This is a genomic window from Natronoarchaeum mannanilyticum, from assembly GCF_039522665.1.
In the GTDB taxonomy this organism is placed as follows: Archaea; Halobacteriota; Halobacteria; order Halobacteriales; family Natronoarchaeaceae; genus Natronoarchaeum; species Natronoarchaeum mannanilyticum.
The window spans coordinates 866,571-883,548 of record NZ_BAAADV010000001.1 but is presented as its reverse complement, the minus strand read 5'-3'; the positions used below and the strand labels follow the sequence as shown (position 1 = coordinate 883,548).

Here is a 16,978-nt window from a genome sequence, read left to right as displayed (position 1 = left end):
GAACCCGCTACTTCTGTCCGTCGTCCTCGACGAGCGCGCCGTCGACGAGATTCTCCATCCCCCGCCGGAGCCGCTCCGAGACGGCCTGGCTCGACACGCCGAGCTGGTCGGCCAGCCCGGCCAGCGACGTCTCGCGCGGGATCGAAAAATACCCCAGGTCGGCGGCGGCCAGCAGCGCCTCGCGCTGTTGCTCCGAGAGGCCGTGGTGGCGCTCCGGCGGCGTCTGCTCGGCGCCGTAGAGCGCGCAAACGTCGATCGAGAGGCCGTCCGCTCCGCACGCCTCGCGCCACGACGCCAGCGCGTCCCTGTCGGGGACGAACATCCGGGCGCGGTACCTGTCCGACGTGATCGTCGCCGAGCGGATGATCGCGTCGTGCTCGACGGCGTGCTGGTAGAGAGTGACCATCGGCAGTTCCGGTGGGTGGGTCACCCGGTAGAGCCGCCGCCCCGGTTTCGTCTCGAGGCAGGTCCAGCGTTCGACGCCGTCGTCCTCGCCGAGGCCGGCCTCGAACCGATCGAACTGATCGCCGTAGCTCCAGAAGAACGCGCGCAGCGGGATCTCGTCGGTCGCCGCGAGATGCTCCATCTCGACTTCCATCTCCGGGGCCCGCCGAAAGGCCGCCTCCAGGGGCGCCTCGTCGACCCCGAACTCGACGATCATATTAGGTACGTGACAGCTATATTGATAAACATTCCGGCATCAGGAAAAGCGGGGGGCGACCCCGCCGCGGTCATGTCAGAGGCACCGGATTCAGACGACGTCCGAATCCAGGCAACCGAATTGTTCACGACCATATCCTAAAACCACAGGCCATGAATATACAACTCGCCCGCCCGAATCACGTCGGCGGCCATGGCATACCATGTCGGTGATGCTTCTCGGAAGGGGGTCATCCGAGGGCTCACGCCGACGCGGCCGCGTCGTCAGGGTCGTCCTCGGACTGAACTGCCCTGATCCGCTCGGGGATCGGCGGGTGGGTGTGGTGGAACGCGGCGTACCAGGGATGGGGGAACGGGTTCGCTAAGTTCTCGCGGGCGAGCTCGGCGAGCGCGTCGGCCATCGGGCGGCCGTCGCCCATCACGTCGACGGCGAACGCGTCGGCCTCGCGCTCGAAGCCGAGCCAGAACCGGTTGACCAGCGGCGCCGTCAGACCGAACAGGGGGTAGACGAACAGCGCCGCGACGAACAGCCCGGCGTAGGTCGCCTCCGCGGGGAGGTCGAACATGGCGTACAGCCACGTCGCGTCGACGAGGTAGCCCAGCGCCGCGAACGCGACGCCCGTCCGGATCGCCGAGGCCCCCAGCCCCTTCCAGATGTGGGCCTTCTTCCAGTGGGCCAGCTCGTGGGCGAGCACGCTCTGGATCTCGGGAACCGACAGCTGCTCGACGAGCGTGTCGAACAGCACGACGCGCTTGGTCGAGCCGAACCCGGTGAAGTAGGCGTTGAGCCGCGAGGACCGGCGACTCGCGTCCATCGTGTAGATGTCGGAGGTCTCGAAGCCGGCCCGATCGAACACGTCGACGACGGCGTCGTGGAGCTCGCCGTCCGCGACGGGCTCGAACTCGTTGAACAGCGGCGCGATCACGCGCGGGTAGAGGATCTGCATCACCAGCCCGAAGCCGACGACCAGCAGCCACGCGCCGACCCACCACCACGTCGGCGCCGCCGCGATCACCCACAGCACCGCGCCCAGCAGCGCGCCGCCCAGGACGAGCGCGACGACAGTCCCGACGGCGGCGTCGCGCAGCCACAGCCGCGGCGTCTGCTCGTTGAACTCGAACTGCTCGTCGATCACGAACGTCTCGTAGAGGTCGAAGGGCGCCTGCGCGATCCGCTGGACCAGAAGGATGCCGAGGAAGAAGGCGAGTCCTTGCGTGATCGGCCCCAGCCCCGCCCCGCGCAGCGCGGCGACGGCGTCCCCGAGCGCCCCGGCGTACAGCGCGACCAGCAGGAGCGCGAGCAGCGTCCAGCTCTGGAGCTGTCCCAGGCCGGCGGTCGCCCGGTTGTAGTCGATCAGTTCGTCGACCGACTCGATGCCGATCCGCTCGTCGAGCCACTCCGCGTTGGCCCGGCTCTCGCGGGCGCCGTGGCGAACGTTCAGGATCGCCAGCGCCGAGAACAGCGCCTGCGAGCCGACCAGCAGCGCCAGCAGCAGCGCGTGATACTCGATCATCGGTGGTTCGTATCGGCGCGGCGACCTAAAAGGGGCGGGACGCGAACGGGTTCGCGCTCGCAGGACGCCGCTTCCGGATCGGCGCCGCCCACCTGAGCCGCCGCTGCTCGGTCGTCACCGCACGGCCGGGCTCTCGCCGCCCGGTCGCCACCGTTTTTGCCCCCGCGACGAATCCGGATCCATGAGCACTGAGACGGGCGATTCGGTCCTGATCATCGGCGGCACGCGGTTCATCGGCCGGTTCGCGGTCGAGGAGTTCCGCGAGCGCGGCTACGACGTGACGATCTTCAACCGCGGGAACCACGAGAACCCCTTCGCCGACGATCCGGACGTCGAGCACATCGAGGGCGACCGCACCGACGACGGCAACCTCGCGGACGCCGCGGCGGCCGATCCCGACGTGGTGATCGACTGCGTCGCGTACAAACCGAAGGAGGTGCGGACGGCGACGCGGCTGTTCGACGACGTCGACGCGTACGTGTACGTCTCCAGCGGCGCCGCGTACGGAGAGGAGGACGTTCCCAAGCGCGAGGACGAGACGACGCTGTGCGAGTGCACCGAGGAGCAGGCCCGCGACGACTCCCACGAGAGCTACGGCCCGCGCAAGGCCGAGGGCGACCGGGCGGTGTTCGAGGCGGCGGCCGAGCGCGGCGTAAACGCGATGAGCCTCCGCCCGCCCGTGGTGTACGGCCCTCACGATTACACCGAGCGCTTCGACTACTGGATCGACCGCGTGAACGAACACGATCGGGTGATCGTCCCCGGCGACGGGACGAATCTCTGGCACCGCGTGTACGTCGAGTCGGTCGCCCGCGCGCTGCGAGTCGTCGCCGAGGAGGGAGAACCGGGCGAGGCGTACAACACGGGCGATCGACGGCTGCTCACGCTGCAGGAGGCCGTCGAGACGGTCGCGGACGCGCTGGACGCCGACGTCGAGGTCGTCACCGCCGGCGAGCGCGAACTGGCGACCGCCGGTCTGGAACTGACCGATTTCCCGCTGTACCGATCGTATCCGCACGTGATGTCGACCGAGAAGCTCGCGAACCTGGGGTGGGAGCCGGTTCCGGTCGAGGAAGGGATCGAGCGCGCCGTCGAGGATCACCTGGAAAGCGATCGGACCGGACGGGAGAACGGGCCGGATCGGGAGGCCGAAGAACGGGTTCTCGGCGTGCTCGACACGCTCTGAGCGCGTGCGGTGCGCCGGGGCTGTCGCGCCCTCGGGGCAACCTTTTCACACTCGGGTGTCTTCGCCCCAGTATGTTCGAGAAGTCTACCTGGATCCGCCTGCCGCGGAACGTGCTGGTGGGCCACGGCGTCATCGACCAGACGGTCGAGGCCGTCCGGGAGCTCCACCTCCAGGGTCGGCCGCTGATCGTCACCAGCCCGACGCCCCGCGAGATCGCGGCCGACCGGATCGTCGAGCAGTTCGCAGCCGAGGGGGTCGACCCGGCGATCGTCGAGGTCGAGGACGCCAGCTTCGAGGCGATCCAGCGCGTGATCGACACCGCCCGCGAGGTCGATCCCGGGTTCCTGATCGGCGTCGGCGGCGGGAAGGCGATCGACATCGCGAAGATGGCCAGCGACGACGTCGGCCGCGGGTTCGTCTCGGTGCCGACGGCGGCGAGCCACGACGGGATCGTCAGCAACCGCGGGTCGGTGCCGGACGGCGACACGCGCCACAGCGTCGCCGCCGAGCCGCCGCTGGCGGTCGTCGCCGACACCGAGATCCTCGCGAACGCGCCCTGGGAGCTGACCACGGCGGGCTGTGCGGACATCATCAGCAACTACACCGCCGTGCTGGACTGGCGGCTGGCCGACCGGCTCAAGAGCGTCCAGTACTCCGAGTACGGCGCCGCTCTCTCGGAGATGACCGCCGAAATCCTGGTCGACAACGCCGACTCGATCCGCCCCGGCCTGGAGGAATCGTCGTGGATCGTCGTGAAGGCGCTGGTGTCCTCCGGCGTCGCGATGTCGATCGCCGGCTCCTCGCGGCCGGCCTCCGGCGCCGAGCACCTCTTTTCCCACCAGCTCGACCGGATCGCCCCCGGTCGAGCGCTCCACGGCCACCAGGTCGGCGTCGGTTCGATCATGACGGCCTACCTCCACGGCGGCGAGGACGGCATCTGGCGGGACATCCGCCGGGCGCTGGATAGCATCGACGCTCCGACGACCGCGGCGGAACTCGACCTGGAGCCCGACGAGGTCGTCGAGGCGCTGTCGACCTGTCACGAGATCCGCGACCGCTACACGATACTGGGCGACGGCATCGAGGAGTCGGCGGCGCGGTCGGTCGCCGAGAAGACGGACGTGATCTGAGCGCCGGCGGACGTGGGGTTCTCAGGCCGACGCCGCCAGCCGATCCAGCACCTCGTACAGCCCCTCGCGACACGCTTCGTACGGCGCGCCGACGTCCAGCAACTCATCCTCTGACTGGACGTGCTCGCCGTCGCCCAGCTCGCCGGCGGCGTCGACCAGATCGCGAACGCTCTTCGGCGTCGCTTCGAGGTGAAACTGCAGCCCCAGCGAGTTTCCAATGGTGAAGGCCTGCTGTTCGCAGGTCTCGGTCCGGGCGAGCTGCGTCGCGCCCTCGGGCAGGTCGTACGTGTCGCCGTGCCAGTGGAGCGCCTCGTAGGACTCACCCAGCGGCGCCAGCGGCGACTCGGCGGCGGCGTCGGTCGCCTCGACGGGGAACCAGCCGATCTCGGAGCGCTCGTGCGGGTAGACGTCGGCGCCCAGCGCCGCGGCGAGCAGCTGGGCGCCCAGGCAGACGCCGAGGACGGGCCGGCCGTCCTCGTGGACGGCGCGGATCAGCTCGCGCTCGTCGACGAGGTGGGGGTACTCCTCGTCGTCGTAGACGCCCATCGGTCCGCCCATCACGACCAGAACGTCGAACTCGTCGGGCTCGGGCAGCGGTTCGCCGTCGTGGAGGTGCGTCCCCGTCAGCTCGTGGCCGCGGTCGCGCGCCCAGTCGGCGATCGCCGCGGGCGGCTCGTAGGGGACGTGCTGGAGGTGGTGAACGTGCACGGCGGAACTGGGTCCGGAGACGGCATCAAGCGGCCGGTCGGCGCAAAACTCGCGGCGGCGGAACGTCGGGCCCGGCTCGAGGGAATCCGATCCGTCCCGATCCACAGACATGACTGCTCAGGATTTTGCTCCTTTCGTGTAGAAATTGAAGTGACCTTCCTTTATTTTCCGAAGTAACAGTCGAGAGCGACTCGGTCGTCGCTCTCCTCGCTCGATCGCCGCGGCCGCCAGGTCACGCGCCCCGCGCCGTCGGCAGGAGCGAGTACAGCGCGAGCACGGTGCCGATCAGGAACACGCCCGTCGCCAGGTAGATCGGCCCGAGGTGGACCACCGCGTCGTGGGCGAACCCGCCGGTGTAGTGCAGCGGGAGCGCCAGCCCGAGCGCCACGACCGAGGCGACGACCGCGGTCGCCCACGCCCACAGCATCCCCCCGCGGACGCCGTACCACGCCAGCGCGGCCACGGCGATCCCCGTCGCGATGATGAACGCCGCGACGGCGACGTGGAGGTGGCCGATGTAGTGCATGATCTCCGGGGATTGGGCGGCGAGCTCGGCCCTGGTGAACCCGCCGATCGTGTCGACGCCGAGCTCGAACCCCGTCCCGAAGAAGTTGCGAGCCAGGAACGCGACGCCGTAGCCGACAAAGGCGACGCCGGCCAGCGCCATCAGCAGGCCGCCGATCCGGAGGCTCCCCTCGTGGTGAATTTCTCTCTCCGCCGTCTCCGCTCGATACTGTGCAGTCATTGGTTCGTCACCGTGCTACAGTACGCCACGGTAGACGGTAGCGGTTCTCGCGCCTCGCTGGACGTTTACTCGGCGAATTCCTGAATATACGCGGCATATTCTGCCGCTTCAGTGCGGCGTCGCTCTCGGACTAGAAACGCGATCCGGAGCGACTACTCCGCGAAGTCCTCGAACGTCGGCCGCTCGCGATCGCCGGGGAACTCGTCGACGGGCGCGGTGGTCTGGTCGCCGCTCTCCATGTCCTTGACCGTCACCTCGCCGTTTTCGAGGTCGCGCTCGCCGGCAATGACGACCGTCTCGGCGTTGATCGCGTCGGCGTAGTTCATCTGGGCGCCGAAGCTCCGGCCCGAAACGTCGGTCTCGACGACGTGGCCCCGCTCGCGCAGGTCGCGGGCGATCCGCGCCGCGACGGGCCGGGTGTCGCCGACCTGCAGCACGTAGTAGTCGGTCGAGAGGGCCTCCTCGGGCCAGACGCCGGCGCGCTGGAGGAGCAAGGAGAGCGTGGCGTCGCCCGGCGCGAAGCCGACCGCGGGCGTGGGCTGGCCGCCAAAGCTCTCGATCAGGTCGTCGTAGCGCCCCCCGCCGAAGACGGCCCGGGAGACTTCGCCCGTCGAATCGAAGCACTCGAACACGACGCCGGTGTAGTAATCGAGGCCGCGGGCAGTTTCGAGGGAGAGCGTGCAGTGCTCGCGGACGCCGAAGTCGTCCGCGGCGTCGAGCACGTTCTGCAGGTTCGTGACGGCCTCTTCGATGCGCTCGGTGCCGGCGAACTCGATCAGCTCGTCGAGGTTCTCTTCTTCGACGTCGAGCAGCTCGTCGAACTGCTCGGCCTGATCGTAGCTCAGCCCGGCGCCGACGAGCAGGTCGTGGTACTCCGCCTGCTCGACCTTCTGGCTCTTGTCGACCGCGCGGATCGCCTCGCGCACGTCGACATCGTCCTCGAACGTCTCCAGCAGGCCGCCGAGGATGTCGCGATGGGAGACGCGGAACTCGAAGTCGGACTGTTCCAGACCGAGGTTCGTCAGCATGTCGCCCGCGACCGCGAGAATCTCGGCGTCGGCGTCCGGACTACTGGACCCGAATATGTCGACGTTGGTCTGGTAGAACTCGCGGAACCGGCCCTGCTGGGGCTCCTCGTAGCGCCAGAACGGCCGCGTCGAGAACCACTTGATCGGCTTCGAGAGCTCCTGTTGCTTGGCGACGACCATCCGCGCGACCGTCGGCGTCAGCTCGGGCGTCAGGGCGACGTGACGGCCGCCCTGGTCCTCGAAGCTGTAGAGCTCGTCGACGATCTCCTCGCCGCTCTTGTCGATGTACATCTCGGCCGGCTCGAGGGTCGGCGTGTCGATCTCTCGGAACCCGTAGGCACGGACGGTGTCCTCGATCTCGTCGAAGACCTGCCGGCGAGCCTGCATCTCGTCGGGGTAGAAGTCGCGAAAGCCCTTGATGCGGTCGTACATATCGAGTGATTCGCCGAGGGGCCGCTTGAAACCTGCCTTTCGAGGATGGGCTCCTGCAGCTACTGACGAGAACGTCTCGAACGCCCTCGGCCCGCTCCCAGCAATTGCAACAGCTACTGATGATACCACCCCGAAAGCCCTCGGCCCGCTCGACGGTTCTCGCCCGGATATCCTCCCTTCGGTCGGATAGGGCCGTCCGAGAACCGTCGACCGGACCTCGCCCTTTCAGTCCACCAGGAAACACCGCAACCGCCATGCGCGGGTCGCTCAAGGGCGACCACGCGCGGCCCGGCCCTTCCCCGTCGGCGCGCCACGGGGGGCGCGCCGGGCCGTTGCGGTTGCGGTGGCGCGCGCTGTCGAGCCCTCGTGGCGAGACAGCGTCGCGCGAGGGATGAGCGAGCGGAGCGAGCGAATCGGTTGGGGAGGACGAGGCTGCTGCTTGGGTGGAATGAAAGGGGCCGCCGCGCTCGACCCGGTGAGACGATGCAAGCACCGCAGCCGAAGGCGAGGAGCGCAGCGAGTCGCAACCGGTCGAGCGCGGCGGGGGCTTTCGGGGCGGTGTTGGAAACCAGTACTATCCCGGAGAACACAGCGATCACAACTGCGGTAGCAACATCTCCTAGCCGGCTGCGCGAGTTTTATCCGCCGCCGCCCCCACCGTCCGCCAATGACACAGCTCGACAGCCCCGAGCAGTACGACGCGCTGATCGACAACCTCGTGATGGACGCCCGCGAGCGCGCCGACGGAGCGCCGACGAACGACGACTGCTGGGAGAGCGTCTCGGCGTTCGTCCCCGAGCTGTCCGCCACGGTCTGCGAGCGCGTGCTCGAACTGTCCGACAGCGACCCGGACGAGGAACTCGTCGAGCGCGTCACCGACGCCCGCGGATCGAACGACGCCGAGTACCGGCGGGCCGAGGCGGTGACGGTGCTACTGCAGGACATCGAGGCGCAGCTCGGCGGCGTCGACGCGGGCGAAAACTAACCGATCGGCGCCGACCGCTTTACGACGGGACGACCGTGATCCGGCGCTTGCGGTCGATCGCGCGCTCGAGTTCTTCCGCGATGGCGCTGCCCCGCGAGACCTGCACCTCCCCGCCGCGGCTCACCGTCGCGGTGAAGAGGTACTCGTCGTCGGCCTGGATCTCCACAGTTTCGCCGGCGTGGCCCTCGACGGGGACGATCACGTGCTGGGAGGTGATCTCCGGCTGGACGATCTGGCCGGCCCCGCCGCCCGAGGAGTCTCCGCCGGACTGGCCCCCCGCGCTGCCGCCGCCACCCGCACCGGCGCCCGGCGGCTTCTCGTCGTGCGTCCTGACGTCGATGTCGATGCCCAGCCGGTTCTCGACGTCCTGGATGCGTCCGCCGCCCTTGCCGATGACCGTCGAGATGTCGTCGTCCTCGACGTACACCACGGCGCTATTTTGACTCTTGAGTTCGACGTCGACGTGGCCCTGCGCGATCGAGCGGATCTCGCGTTCGATCTCCTGGCGGGCGATGCGGTCGACGCCGGCCTCGTCGCCGTCCTCGTCGTCGTTCAGCGGCACGGTGACGACCTGGCGGTTGAACGTGTAGATCTCGTAGGCGGGTTCGCCCGTCTCGAAGTCTCGGATGACGATCACCGGGCGAGCCAGATCCTCCTCCATCAGGCCGTGGGGCACCTTCACCTCGGTCGTGACGTCGTAGACGGTGTGGACCTCGCCGGCCTCGATGTAGACGACGGTGTCGACGACCTGGGGGATCATGCCGAGTTCGACCCGGCCCACGAGGCGCTGGAGCGCGTCGATCGCCCGCGTCGCGTGGACGACGCCGATCATGCCGACGCCCGCGAGGCGCATGTCCGCGAACACCTCGAAGTCGTCCGTTTTCCTGACCTCGTCGTAGATCGTGTAGTCGGGGCGGACCATCAGCAGCGAGTCGGCCGTCAGCGCCATGTCGCCGCCGAGCTCGGTGTACTGGGTGATCTCCGGGCCGACCTGGAGGTCGCGCGGTTTCTCCATCGTCTTGACGGAGTAGTCGTTGTCGACGAGGAAGTGCGCGACCGCCTGCGCGAACGTCGACTTCCCGGCGCCGGGCGACCCCGAGATCAGGACGCCGCGCTGGCGCTCCTGGAGCCGATCCCGCAGCTCGTCGGCGAACTCGTAGTCGTCGAGGTCGGTCTGGACGATCGGCCGCACCGCGGTGATCTCGACGCCGTCGGCGAACGGCGGCTGGGCCATCGCGATCCGGTAGTCGCGGAACTGGACGATCGTCATCCCGGGTTCGGAAAGCTCGATGAACCCCTCGGAGGACTCCTTGGCGGCGTTCTCGACCTCCTGGACCATCTCCTTCATCTCCGACTCCGAGAGGACGCCCTCGCGGATCGACTCGTAGTGCATGTCGCCGATCTCGCCGCGCTTGGCCATCGGCTCCGTGTCGGTCTTGAGGTGGACGCTCATCGTCTGGTCGTCGAAGTACTCCTCGACCGACAGCGTCCCGACGTCCTCGGTCTCGGGGGCGATGTACTCGACGTCGAGCCCTTTGGCCTCGGCGACCTCGCTCTGGACGATGTCGCTGGTGACGAACGTCGCCCCCAGATCGGCCGCCAGATCGCGGATGAGCGCGTCGATCTCGCCCTCGCTGGCGTGACCCCGCTCGATGGCGTCGGGGCGCTCGCCGACGTACTTCAGGTCGACGTCGCCCGCGTCGGCCAGCTCCGCGAGCCGCTGGAGCTCCTCTAACCCGTTCCAGCCGCTGTCGTGGCCCTCGTTGGCCTGGGCCTCTAACTCCGCGACCACGGCCTCGGGGACCGATATCGTCGCACCGTCGAACTCGCCGCTCTCGACGCGATCGGACACGCGGCCGTCGATGACCACGCTCGTGTCCGGAACTACGTTCATACGGCCATCTCGGGCCCGTACGTTGAAAAGGGTGTCCAACGGCCCGCCGGCGGTGGCGTTCGTCGATGCCACAGCGGCATCGTGCGGCGGCGTCGGCGCGGCATCGTGCGGCGGCGCCGTAGCGGTACCGCGACGCGCCAGCGCGCCGCGATGGCAGCGATCCGAAACGGCCGGACTATCGGTCCGCGCTCACCGCTCCCGAACGACCAGCGCGACGTAGGCGACGGCCAGCGCCGCCGCGGCGACCGCGCCGACCTCCCGGACCGAGACGGCCGCGCGCACCGACGGCACGAGGTTCCAGGCCACGAGCACGCCGACCGCGGCGTACCCCCCGCCGGCCGTCGAGAGCAGCGAGCGGCGGAACCGTGCGGTGACGCCGCGCGCGAGCGCGACGTAGGCGAAGATCCCGGCGCAGACGCCGACGAGCAGCCCGGATGGAACCCCCACGAGCGCGGAGTAGGACGTGTTGGCGTCGAGCGCGATGGTCACCGCGGCGCCGACGGCGAGAAATATCGCGGCGCCGACCCCCAGCGCGGAGAGCGCGGTTCGAGCGTTCATATCCTCTCACTGAGCGCGACCCGTGAAAAAACCGCGCACATCCGACGGTCGAGCGACACGAAAAGACTGTCAGCGAGACGTTCAATCCAACGGCGAACAGCGTTGACGGGCGTGGACGCCGTACCTGCCCACGTGCTCGAACTCTACCAGGACGAGGACTGCCCCCACTCGACCGACGTGCGCGAAAAACTCGCCGAGCTGGGCGTTACCTACGTAATCCACAACCCGCGGAGCGTCGACGGCGACGTGCGAAACGAGACGAGCCATCGCCGGCTCGTCGAGGAAGGCGGACAGGATCAAATTCCCTACCTCGTCGACGCGGATCGCGAGACGACGCTCTACGAGAGCGACGACATCGTGGCGCATCTGGAGGAGCACTATGCCTGACTCGCCGGACGAAAATAGCGACGACGGCCACGAACCGGCCGACGAACTCGACGCCGTCCAGAGCCGGCTCCAGCACGCCCGCGAGGACGCCAAGCCGGAACTGAACGACCCGCTCAACGAGGTGGCGGAGGCGCTCGATCGGATGCAGGGCGCGGAGACCGACGCGCGGCCCGACCGCCTGGAGTCGATCCAGCGCGAACTCGTCGAACTCCGCAGCGACGCCGCGCCGGAGACCGACGAGCGGCTTCGCGACGCGCTCGAACGGCTCGGACGCGTCCAGCGGGACGCCGAGGACGAGGCGCCCGAGTCCTGATCAGTTTTTGCGGACCGAGGCGTCGACGGTGTTGTCCTCGCCGGTCTCGGCGACGGTGTCGAACGCCCCGGTGTCGGGGTTCTTGCGGGCGTACGCGAGCAAGCTGGAAAAGCCGTTCGCGCCGGGATGGAGGCCGAGTCCGCTCCCGGCGCCGACGAGCCCCGGCGGGTCGGCGTCGAGATGTTCGCGCCACCACTCGCGCTCGAAGAACAGCCCCGCGATCTCCATGTGTTTGGCCTCGTGGGTGAACAGGTAGCGGTCGTCGCCGAGCAGCGGCCACAGCTCCCGGACCGCCGTCTCGGCCGAGGAGCGCAGCCCGACGTCGAGGAACGCCAGCGCGACCGGCTCGTCGAACGCCGGCATCGTCTCCTCGAAGTAGCCCGGGCGGATCGTCACCGCCGACGGATCGCCGTACCGCTCGATGTTGTCGACGGCCTCTCGGAGCGAAGCCGACCACGAGTTCTCCTCGTAGGTGTGGACGCGCTCGGAGGCGACCAGCAGGTGCTCGGCGTCGGCGTCGCCGGGGTCGGGCATCCCCTCGAAGCAGTCGAACACCACGAGATCGCGGTCGCACAGCCCGGCGACCAGCGAGAGGTTGGCGGTGCTCCCGCCCTTGTACGCCCCGCACTCGACGATCGTCCCCTCGACGTCTCGGGGCGTCGAGAGCACCTCCGTCGCCATCACGAGATGTTCGACGAACGACGAGCCGGTCGGGATCGCGCGGTTGTTCCGCAGCATCTTCCCCGCGAGGACGAGCTTGTCGGCGACGCCGACGCCGTACTGCGCGCCGTTTTCCGGGCGCAGGTACTCGCCGAGAATCACGGGGAGACTGGCGACCAGTAGCGCGAGCCTGTAGCACCGCAGCGCGGCGGCGACGGCGGCCGAGATCCGGCCGGTCGAATCGGACGCGTCCGGACCGGCGGCCTCGGCGGTCGAATCGGGCGATCGATCGGCGTCCTCTGGCGGCCCGGACGCGGACGGCTCCCCGCTATCGGGACTGGACGGCTGATCGGGTTCTGTCGGCCGATGGAGGCCGGGCGTCGAATCGGAGGCTGTGTCTGACTGGCGCGATCGCATCGGTTGAGCGTTCCGACGAGCGGTGTTTGTTATTATCAGCCATTCTGAAAACGGTCGGCGTTTACCATCGGCATCGGGACTTCAAGCCGGACGCTATCCTGCGGTAATCCAAGCTTTCGCCGTCGCTGACGCCGCCAGCGCCGCCACTCAGGTCGTGTCCCGCTCGCCGTAACTCAGCAGCCAGTTGACCGACCGGGTGAGATCCCGGCCGTTGAGCGACCACGACTCGCCGTCGAGCGGGCGGACGACCAGCGCGCAGCGGTGGTCGGAGAACTTCGAGAGGGGCAGGCGATCGTCCGGCGAGAAGCCGTATGCGGTCAGCACGTCGTCGGGGACGACCGCGCCGGTGATCGCGACGACGTCGGCGTCGGCGTGGTCGCCCAGCGCGTCGCCGAGCAGTTCCGCCACGCCCTCGCGCCAGCGCCGGCCGCCGTCCATCGGCACCACCTCGGCGATCTGGGCGATCGCGATGTCGTCGTTCGTCGTCCGGGTGCGCGTGACCAGCCCCACGGCGGGGTCGCCGTCGGCGGCGGCGACGTACGTCGAGTGCGACCAGACGGGGCTGTCGAAGCGCCACTCGTAGAACTCGACGTCGCGGCGGGCGTGGAGCTGGCTCGGCGGATTCCGCCGATACAGTTCGGTCAGCGCCTCGGCGTCGACGCCCGCCCGCCGGTCGACCGACAGCTCGGGCGGCGGCTGGGCGAGCTCGGTTCGGACATCGTGGTATCCCCGGACGATCGGCGCGGCGAGCTGTCCCAGCAGCGTCGCCGCCCGGCCGTCTGCGTACTGCGGGACGAACGCGTCGGGGCTCTGGACCCGGTAGAACGTGCGCTTGTCGTCGACCGATCGCCAGCCGAGCTTGCGGTAGCCCGGCAGCGACGCCTCGTTCGGGAAGTTGAAGAACAGCTCGACGCCGCGCTCGCGGTAGAACTCCAGCGCGCGCTCGGTCATCCGCGTGAACAGCCCCTGCCGGCGGTGGTCGGGGTGGACCATCGTGTCGGCGGGCTGGAGCGCCAGCGCGGTTTCGTCGCCAGCCCGCAGCTGAAACGCCATGAACGGACGCGCGCCGACGACCTCGTCGTCGGTGACCGCGACGAACAGCGGCACGTGGTCGACGTAGGGATTCTGGCCGTACTTCCAGTCGAACCAGCGCCCGCCCCTGTTGCGGTCCCACACCGCCTCGTCGAGGGCGAGCACGCCGGACCGATCCTCCGGACGGTACCGGCGCACCTCGTACGTGGCGTCGAGCGCGTCGCTGTGCATCGTGTCACTGAACCCGCGTAGCACCCAAAGTAATGGCGCGGGTAGCTAGAAGCCGGCGTAGTAAGCTCGCGTGCGTCGGGTACGGAACCAGTCAGTATCCGCGAGCAACCCGGACCTACGCGAACCGACCGAACGCAACCCGCCACTCGTCGCAGCCAGTTCGCACCATCGCGTGGCGCGTTCGTTTCTGGGAGGCGGCTGCGACGGCGTCGCAGCCGCGCCATCCTCGCTCCGGTAGCCACGAATTTTTGCTGCGGCGGGACAACGTCCGGGCGTGAACGAACTCGATCGACTCGCGGCGGACCTCGTCGCGATCCCGAGCCACGAGGACGAGCGCGAGGCGGGCGAGGCGATCGCGGAGTGGCTGGCCGAGGAGACCGCGGCGTCGGTGCAGATCGACGACAGCGGAAACGTGATCGCGCGGACGGGCGACGGCGATCGGTCGCTGGCGCTCGTCGGCCACCACGACGTCGTGCCGCCGGACGACTCGCAGGTCGTGGACGAGACCGACGGCGGCGAGACGGAATACGCCGTCGAGCGCCGCGACGGCCGACTGTACGGCCGCGGGAGCGCGGACATGAAAGGCGCCGTGGCGGCGATGCTACTGGCGTTCCGCGACGCGGAGCCCGCGATCGAGCTCGTCTTCGCCAGCTTCGCCGGCGAGGAGCAGGGCGGCGTCGGCGCCCGCGCGGCGATCGACGAGGGGTTTGCGCCCGACTACGCGGTCGTCGGCGAGGGCTCGACGGGCTACTCGGCGCCCGGCGTGACGGACGTGGCGGTGGCGCACAAGGGTCGCCGCGCGAGCACGATCCGCGCGAGCGGGGCGAGCGCGCACGCGAGCAGTCCCGAGGAGGGCGAGAACGCGATCTACCGCGCGACCGACGCCGTCGACGAGCTGCGCGCGATCGCACCGCCGACTGTCGAGGTCGCGGGCGAGGAGCTCTCGGGGAGCCTCGTCGCCACGGAGATCGATGGAGGGACGGCCTGGAACGTCGTCCCCGACGCCTGCGAGGTGACCGTCGACGAGCGCACGGTTCCGGGGGAGCGCGCACCGATCGAGCGCGTCGAGACGGTCTCCGGCGTCGACGTCGAGATCGAGCAGGATCTCCCGCCGATGCGCTGCGACGACGACGCGTTCGCCGAGGCCGCGCTTGACGCCGCCGCGGAAGCGCACGACGCCGTCCCGGGGGACGCCGAGGGCGAGCCCGCACTCGTGACCAAGCCCCACGCCACCGACGCCGGGTGGCTCGCGCAGGCGGGAACGACGTGCGTGGTCTGCGGCCCGGCGGAACCGGGCGAGGCACACACCGCCGACGAGTCGGTCTCGCTCGACGTGCTGGAGCGGTGTTACGAGCTCTACCGCGGCGTCGCCGAGCTGTGGCCGGCCGAGTAGTGACGTCGTCGCGCGGCGGTCGGTCGAGGGAGGCCGTCGACGCGTTGCCGTCGGCCGATTCGTCGCCGTATTCCGAATGATCTTCTGCGACAGTTGGATTCATACGTGGTCGCCCTCTAACTCGCGACCATGGCAACAGACGCGACAGCGGAGGAGACGCCCGAGGAGTACGAGGCGTTTCTCGGCACGGTCAAGCGACTGACGAACGTCCGGAACGCGGCGGGGATCCTCAACTGGGACCAGGAAGTGATGATGCCCGAGGGCGGCACGCCCGCCCGCTCCCAGCAGCTCTCGGCGCTCTCGGCGGTGAGCCACGAGCTGCTGACCGACGAGGAGACCGGCGAGTACCTCGACGCGCTGGAAGCGGCCGACCTGAACGGCGACCAGCGCGCGAACGTCCGCGAGGTCCGCCGGGAGTACGACCGGGCGACGAGCGTGCCGACCGAGCTCGTCGAGGAGATCTCGAAGACGACCAGCGAGGCCCACCCCAAGTGGAAGCAAGCCCGCGAGGAGGACGACTTCTCGATCTTCGCGCCCACCCTGGAGAAGCTGGTCGAGCTCAAGCGCGAGTACGCCGAGCACGTCGATCCCGACGCCGACCCCTACGCGGTGCTGTTCGCGGAGTACGAGCCGTACCTCGACATCGACACCGCGGATCGCGTGCTGACCCGGCTCAAGGAGGAGCTGGTGCCCCTGATCGACGACGTCGCGGATTCGGACGCCGATCTGGCTACCGACGCGTTCTCGGGCCAGTATCCGGAGGACAAGCAGGAGTCGTTCGTCCGCGACGTGCTCGACGAGCTGGGCTACGACTGGGACCGCGGCCGGCTCGACACCGCGCCCCACCCGTTCTCGTCGGGGACGCAGTTCGACGCCCGCATCACCACGCGGTTCAACGAGGACGATCCGATGGGCGCGCTGCTGAGCACCGTCCACGAGTTCGGCCACGCCACCTACACCCAAGGCCTGCCCGACGAGCACTACGGGACGCCGCTGGGCGAGTCCCGGGACCTCTCGGTCCACGAATCGCAGTCCCGGTTCTGGGAGAACCACGTCGGGCGCACCCGAGCGTTCTGGGAGCTGATGCTGCCGGCGATGAAAGAGCAGTTCCCCCAGATCGAGGACGTCACCGTCGAGGAAGCCCACGAGGCCGCCAACCAGGTGTACGACGATAACCTGATCCGCGTCGAGGCGGACGAGCTGACCTACCACATGCACATCGTGGTGCGCTTCGAGATCGAGAAGCAGCTCATCCGCGGCGAGCTAGACGTCGAGGACGTCCCCGAGGCCTGGAACGACAAGTACGAGGAGTACCTCGGGATCCGCCCCGACACCGACGCCGACGGCTGCCTGCAGGACATCCACTGGAGCCACGGCAGCTTCGGCTACTTCTCGACGTACACGCTCGGCAGCGTGCTGGCCGCCCAGATCGACGCCGCCGTCCGCGAGGAGCTGGACGTCGACGAGCTCGTCCGCGAGGGCGAGTTCGAGCCGATCCACGAGTGGCTCACCGAGAACGTCCACTCCCACGGCTGCCGGTACACCACCGACGAGCTGATCGAGCGCGCGACCGGAGAGGAACTGACCGCGGACTACTTCGTCGATCACGTCACCGAGAAGTACGGCGAGCTATACGGCGTCTGAGGCCCGGCGTCGAGCCTCTCCGTCTGCACCGCGCCGCCCCGATCGACGCCCTCGGTTCTTT

16 protein-coding genes are annotated in these 16,978 nt (G+C 69.1%); 7 read left to right on the top strand and 9 right to left on the bottom strand.

All coding sequences use genetic code 11. From position 1 onward, the window contains the following. Nucleotides 1–7: 7 nt before the first annotated feature. Nucleotides 8–661 (bottom strand): helix-turn-helix domain-containing protein, encoded by a 654-nt coding sequence (locus tag ABDZ81_RS04725; protein ID WP_343772722.1) that lies wholly within the window; start codon nt 659–661, stop codon nt 8–10. Between the two features lie 241 nt (nt 662–902). Then, nucleotides 903–2,174 carry a M48 family metallopeptidase gene (locus ABDZ81_RS04720; protein ID WP_343772721.1) on the bottom strand — a complete coding sequence of 424 codons (1,272 nt, stop codon included), beginning with the start codon at nt 2,172–2,174 and terminating at the stop codon, nt 903–905. Between the two features lie 181 nt (nt 2,175–2,355). On the opposite strand from ABDZ81_RS04720, the gene ABDZ81_RS04715 reads away from it, so the two are divergent. Both ABDZ81_RS04715 and ABDZ81_RS04710 read left to right on the top strand, forming a co-directional pair. Further along, a complete protein-coding gene (locus tag ABDZ81_RS04715; RefSeq protein ID WP_343772720.1) occupies nt 2,356–3,360 on the top strand; it encodes an NAD-dependent epimerase/dehydratase family protein in 1,005 nt (334 codons plus the stop codon). A gap of 71 nt (nt 3,361–3,431) precedes the next feature. Then, the gene (locus ABDZ81_RS04710) at nt 3,432–4,490 is read left to right on the top strand and encodes an NAD(P)-dependent glycerol-1-phosphate dehydrogenase (RefSeq protein ID WP_343772719.1); all 1,059 of its coding nucleotides are present in this window, start codon (nt 3,432–3,434) and stop codon (nt 4,488–4,490) included. Nucleotides 4,491–4,511: 21 nt separating this feature from the next. Here ABDZ81_RS04710 and ABDZ81_RS04705 read toward each other — a convergent pair whose 3' ends face one another. From ABDZ81_RS04705 to hisS, 3 genes are all read right to left on the bottom strand, one after another. Beyond that, the gene (locus ABDZ81_RS04705; RefSeq protein WP_343772718.1) at nt 4,512–5,198 is read right to left on the bottom strand and encodes a glutamine amidotransferase-related protein; all 687 of its coding nucleotides are present in this window, start codon (nt 5,196–5,198) and stop codon (nt 4,512–4,514) included. Nucleotides 5,199–5,430: 232 nt separating this feature from the next. Next, entirely contained in the window at nt 5,431–5,943 is a 513-nt protein-coding gene (locus ABDZ81_RS04700) for a hypothetical protein (RefSeq protein WP_343772717.1), read from the bottom strand. A 152-nt stretch (nt 5,944–6,095) separates the two neighbouring features. Next, nucleotides 6,096–7,403 (bottom strand): histidine--tRNA ligase, encoded by a 1,308-nt coding sequence (hisS, locus tag ABDZ81_RS04695; RefSeq protein ID WP_343772716.1) that lies wholly within the window; start codon nt 7,401–7,403, stop codon nt 6,096–6,098. A 667-nt stretch (nt 7,404–8,070) separates the two neighbouring features. Here hisS and ABDZ81_RS04690 point away from each other — a divergent pair. Next, the gene (locus tag ABDZ81_RS04690) at nt 8,071–8,388 is read left to right on the top strand and encodes a hypothetical protein (protein WP_343772715.1); all 318 of its coding nucleotides are present in this window, start codon (nt 8,071–8,073) and stop codon (nt 8,386–8,388) included. Nucleotides 8,389–8,407: 19 nt separating this feature from the next. Here ABDZ81_RS04690 and ABDZ81_RS04685 read toward each other — a convergent pair whose 3' ends face one another. Then, nucleotides 8,408–10,282, bottom strand: a complete 1,875-nt coding sequence (locus ABDZ81_RS04685) for a PINc/VapC family ATPase (protein WP_343772714.1) — start codon at nt 10,280–10,282, stop codon at nt 8,408–8,410. Between the two features lie 189 nt (nt 10,283–10,471). Continuing rightward, the gene (locus tag ABDZ81_RS04680; protein WP_343772713.1) at nt 10,472–10,840 is read right to left on the bottom strand and encodes a DUF8147 domain-containing protein; all 369 of its coding nucleotides are present in this window, start codon (nt 10,838–10,840) and stop codon (nt 10,472–10,474) included. A 132-nt stretch (nt 10,841–10,972) separates the two neighbouring features. Between ABDZ81_RS04680 and ABDZ81_RS04675 the strand changes: the two genes are divergently transcribed. Further along, nucleotides 10,973–11,227: a glutathione S-transferase N-terminal domain-containing protein gene (locus ABDZ81_RS04675; RefSeq protein ID WP_343773369.1), complete on the top strand. Its 255-nt coding sequence runs from the start codon at nt 10,973–10,975 to the stop codon at nt 11,225–11,227. After that, nucleotides 11,220–11,540 carry a DUF7553 family protein gene (locus ABDZ81_RS04670; protein WP_343772711.1) on the top strand — a complete coding sequence of 107 codons (321 nt, stop codon included), beginning with the start codon at nt 11,220–11,222 and terminating at the stop codon, nt 11,538–11,540. Before ABDZ81_RS04675 ends, ABDZ81_RS04670 begins: the two co-directional genes overlap by 8 nt. Here ABDZ81_RS04670 and ABDZ81_RS04665 read toward each other — a convergent pair whose 3' ends face one another. Both ABDZ81_RS04665 and ABDZ81_RS04660 read right to left on the bottom strand, forming a co-directional pair. Further along, entirely contained in the window at nt 11,541–12,617 is a 1,077-nt protein-coding gene (locus ABDZ81_RS04665; RefSeq protein ID WP_343772710.1) for a TylF/MycF/NovP-related O-methyltransferase, read from the bottom strand. 147 nt (nt 12,618–12,764) lie between these two features. Next, nucleotides 12,765–13,880: a GNAT family N-acetyltransferase gene (locus ABDZ81_RS04660; RefSeq protein ID WP_343772709.1), complete on the bottom strand. Its 1,116-nt coding sequence runs from the start codon at nt 13,878–13,880 to the stop codon at nt 12,765–12,767. 274 nt (nt 13,881–14,154) lie between these two features. On the opposite strand from ABDZ81_RS04660, the gene ABDZ81_RS04655 reads away from it, so the two are divergent. Continuing rightward, nucleotides 14,155–15,273 carry a M20 family metallopeptidase gene (locus tag ABDZ81_RS04655; protein WP_343772708.1) on the top strand — a complete coding sequence of 373 codons (1,119 nt, stop codon included), beginning with the start codon at nt 14,155–14,157 and terminating at the stop codon, nt 15,271–15,273. A gap of 129 nt (nt 15,274–15,402) precedes the next feature. Continuing rightward, the gene (locus ABDZ81_RS04650; RefSeq protein ID WP_343772706.1) at nt 15,403–16,917 is read left to right on the top strand and encodes a carboxypeptidase M32; all 1,515 of its coding nucleotides are present in this window, start codon (nt 15,403–15,405) and stop codon (nt 16,915–16,917) included. Nucleotides 16,918–16,978 lie beyond the last annotated feature (61 nt).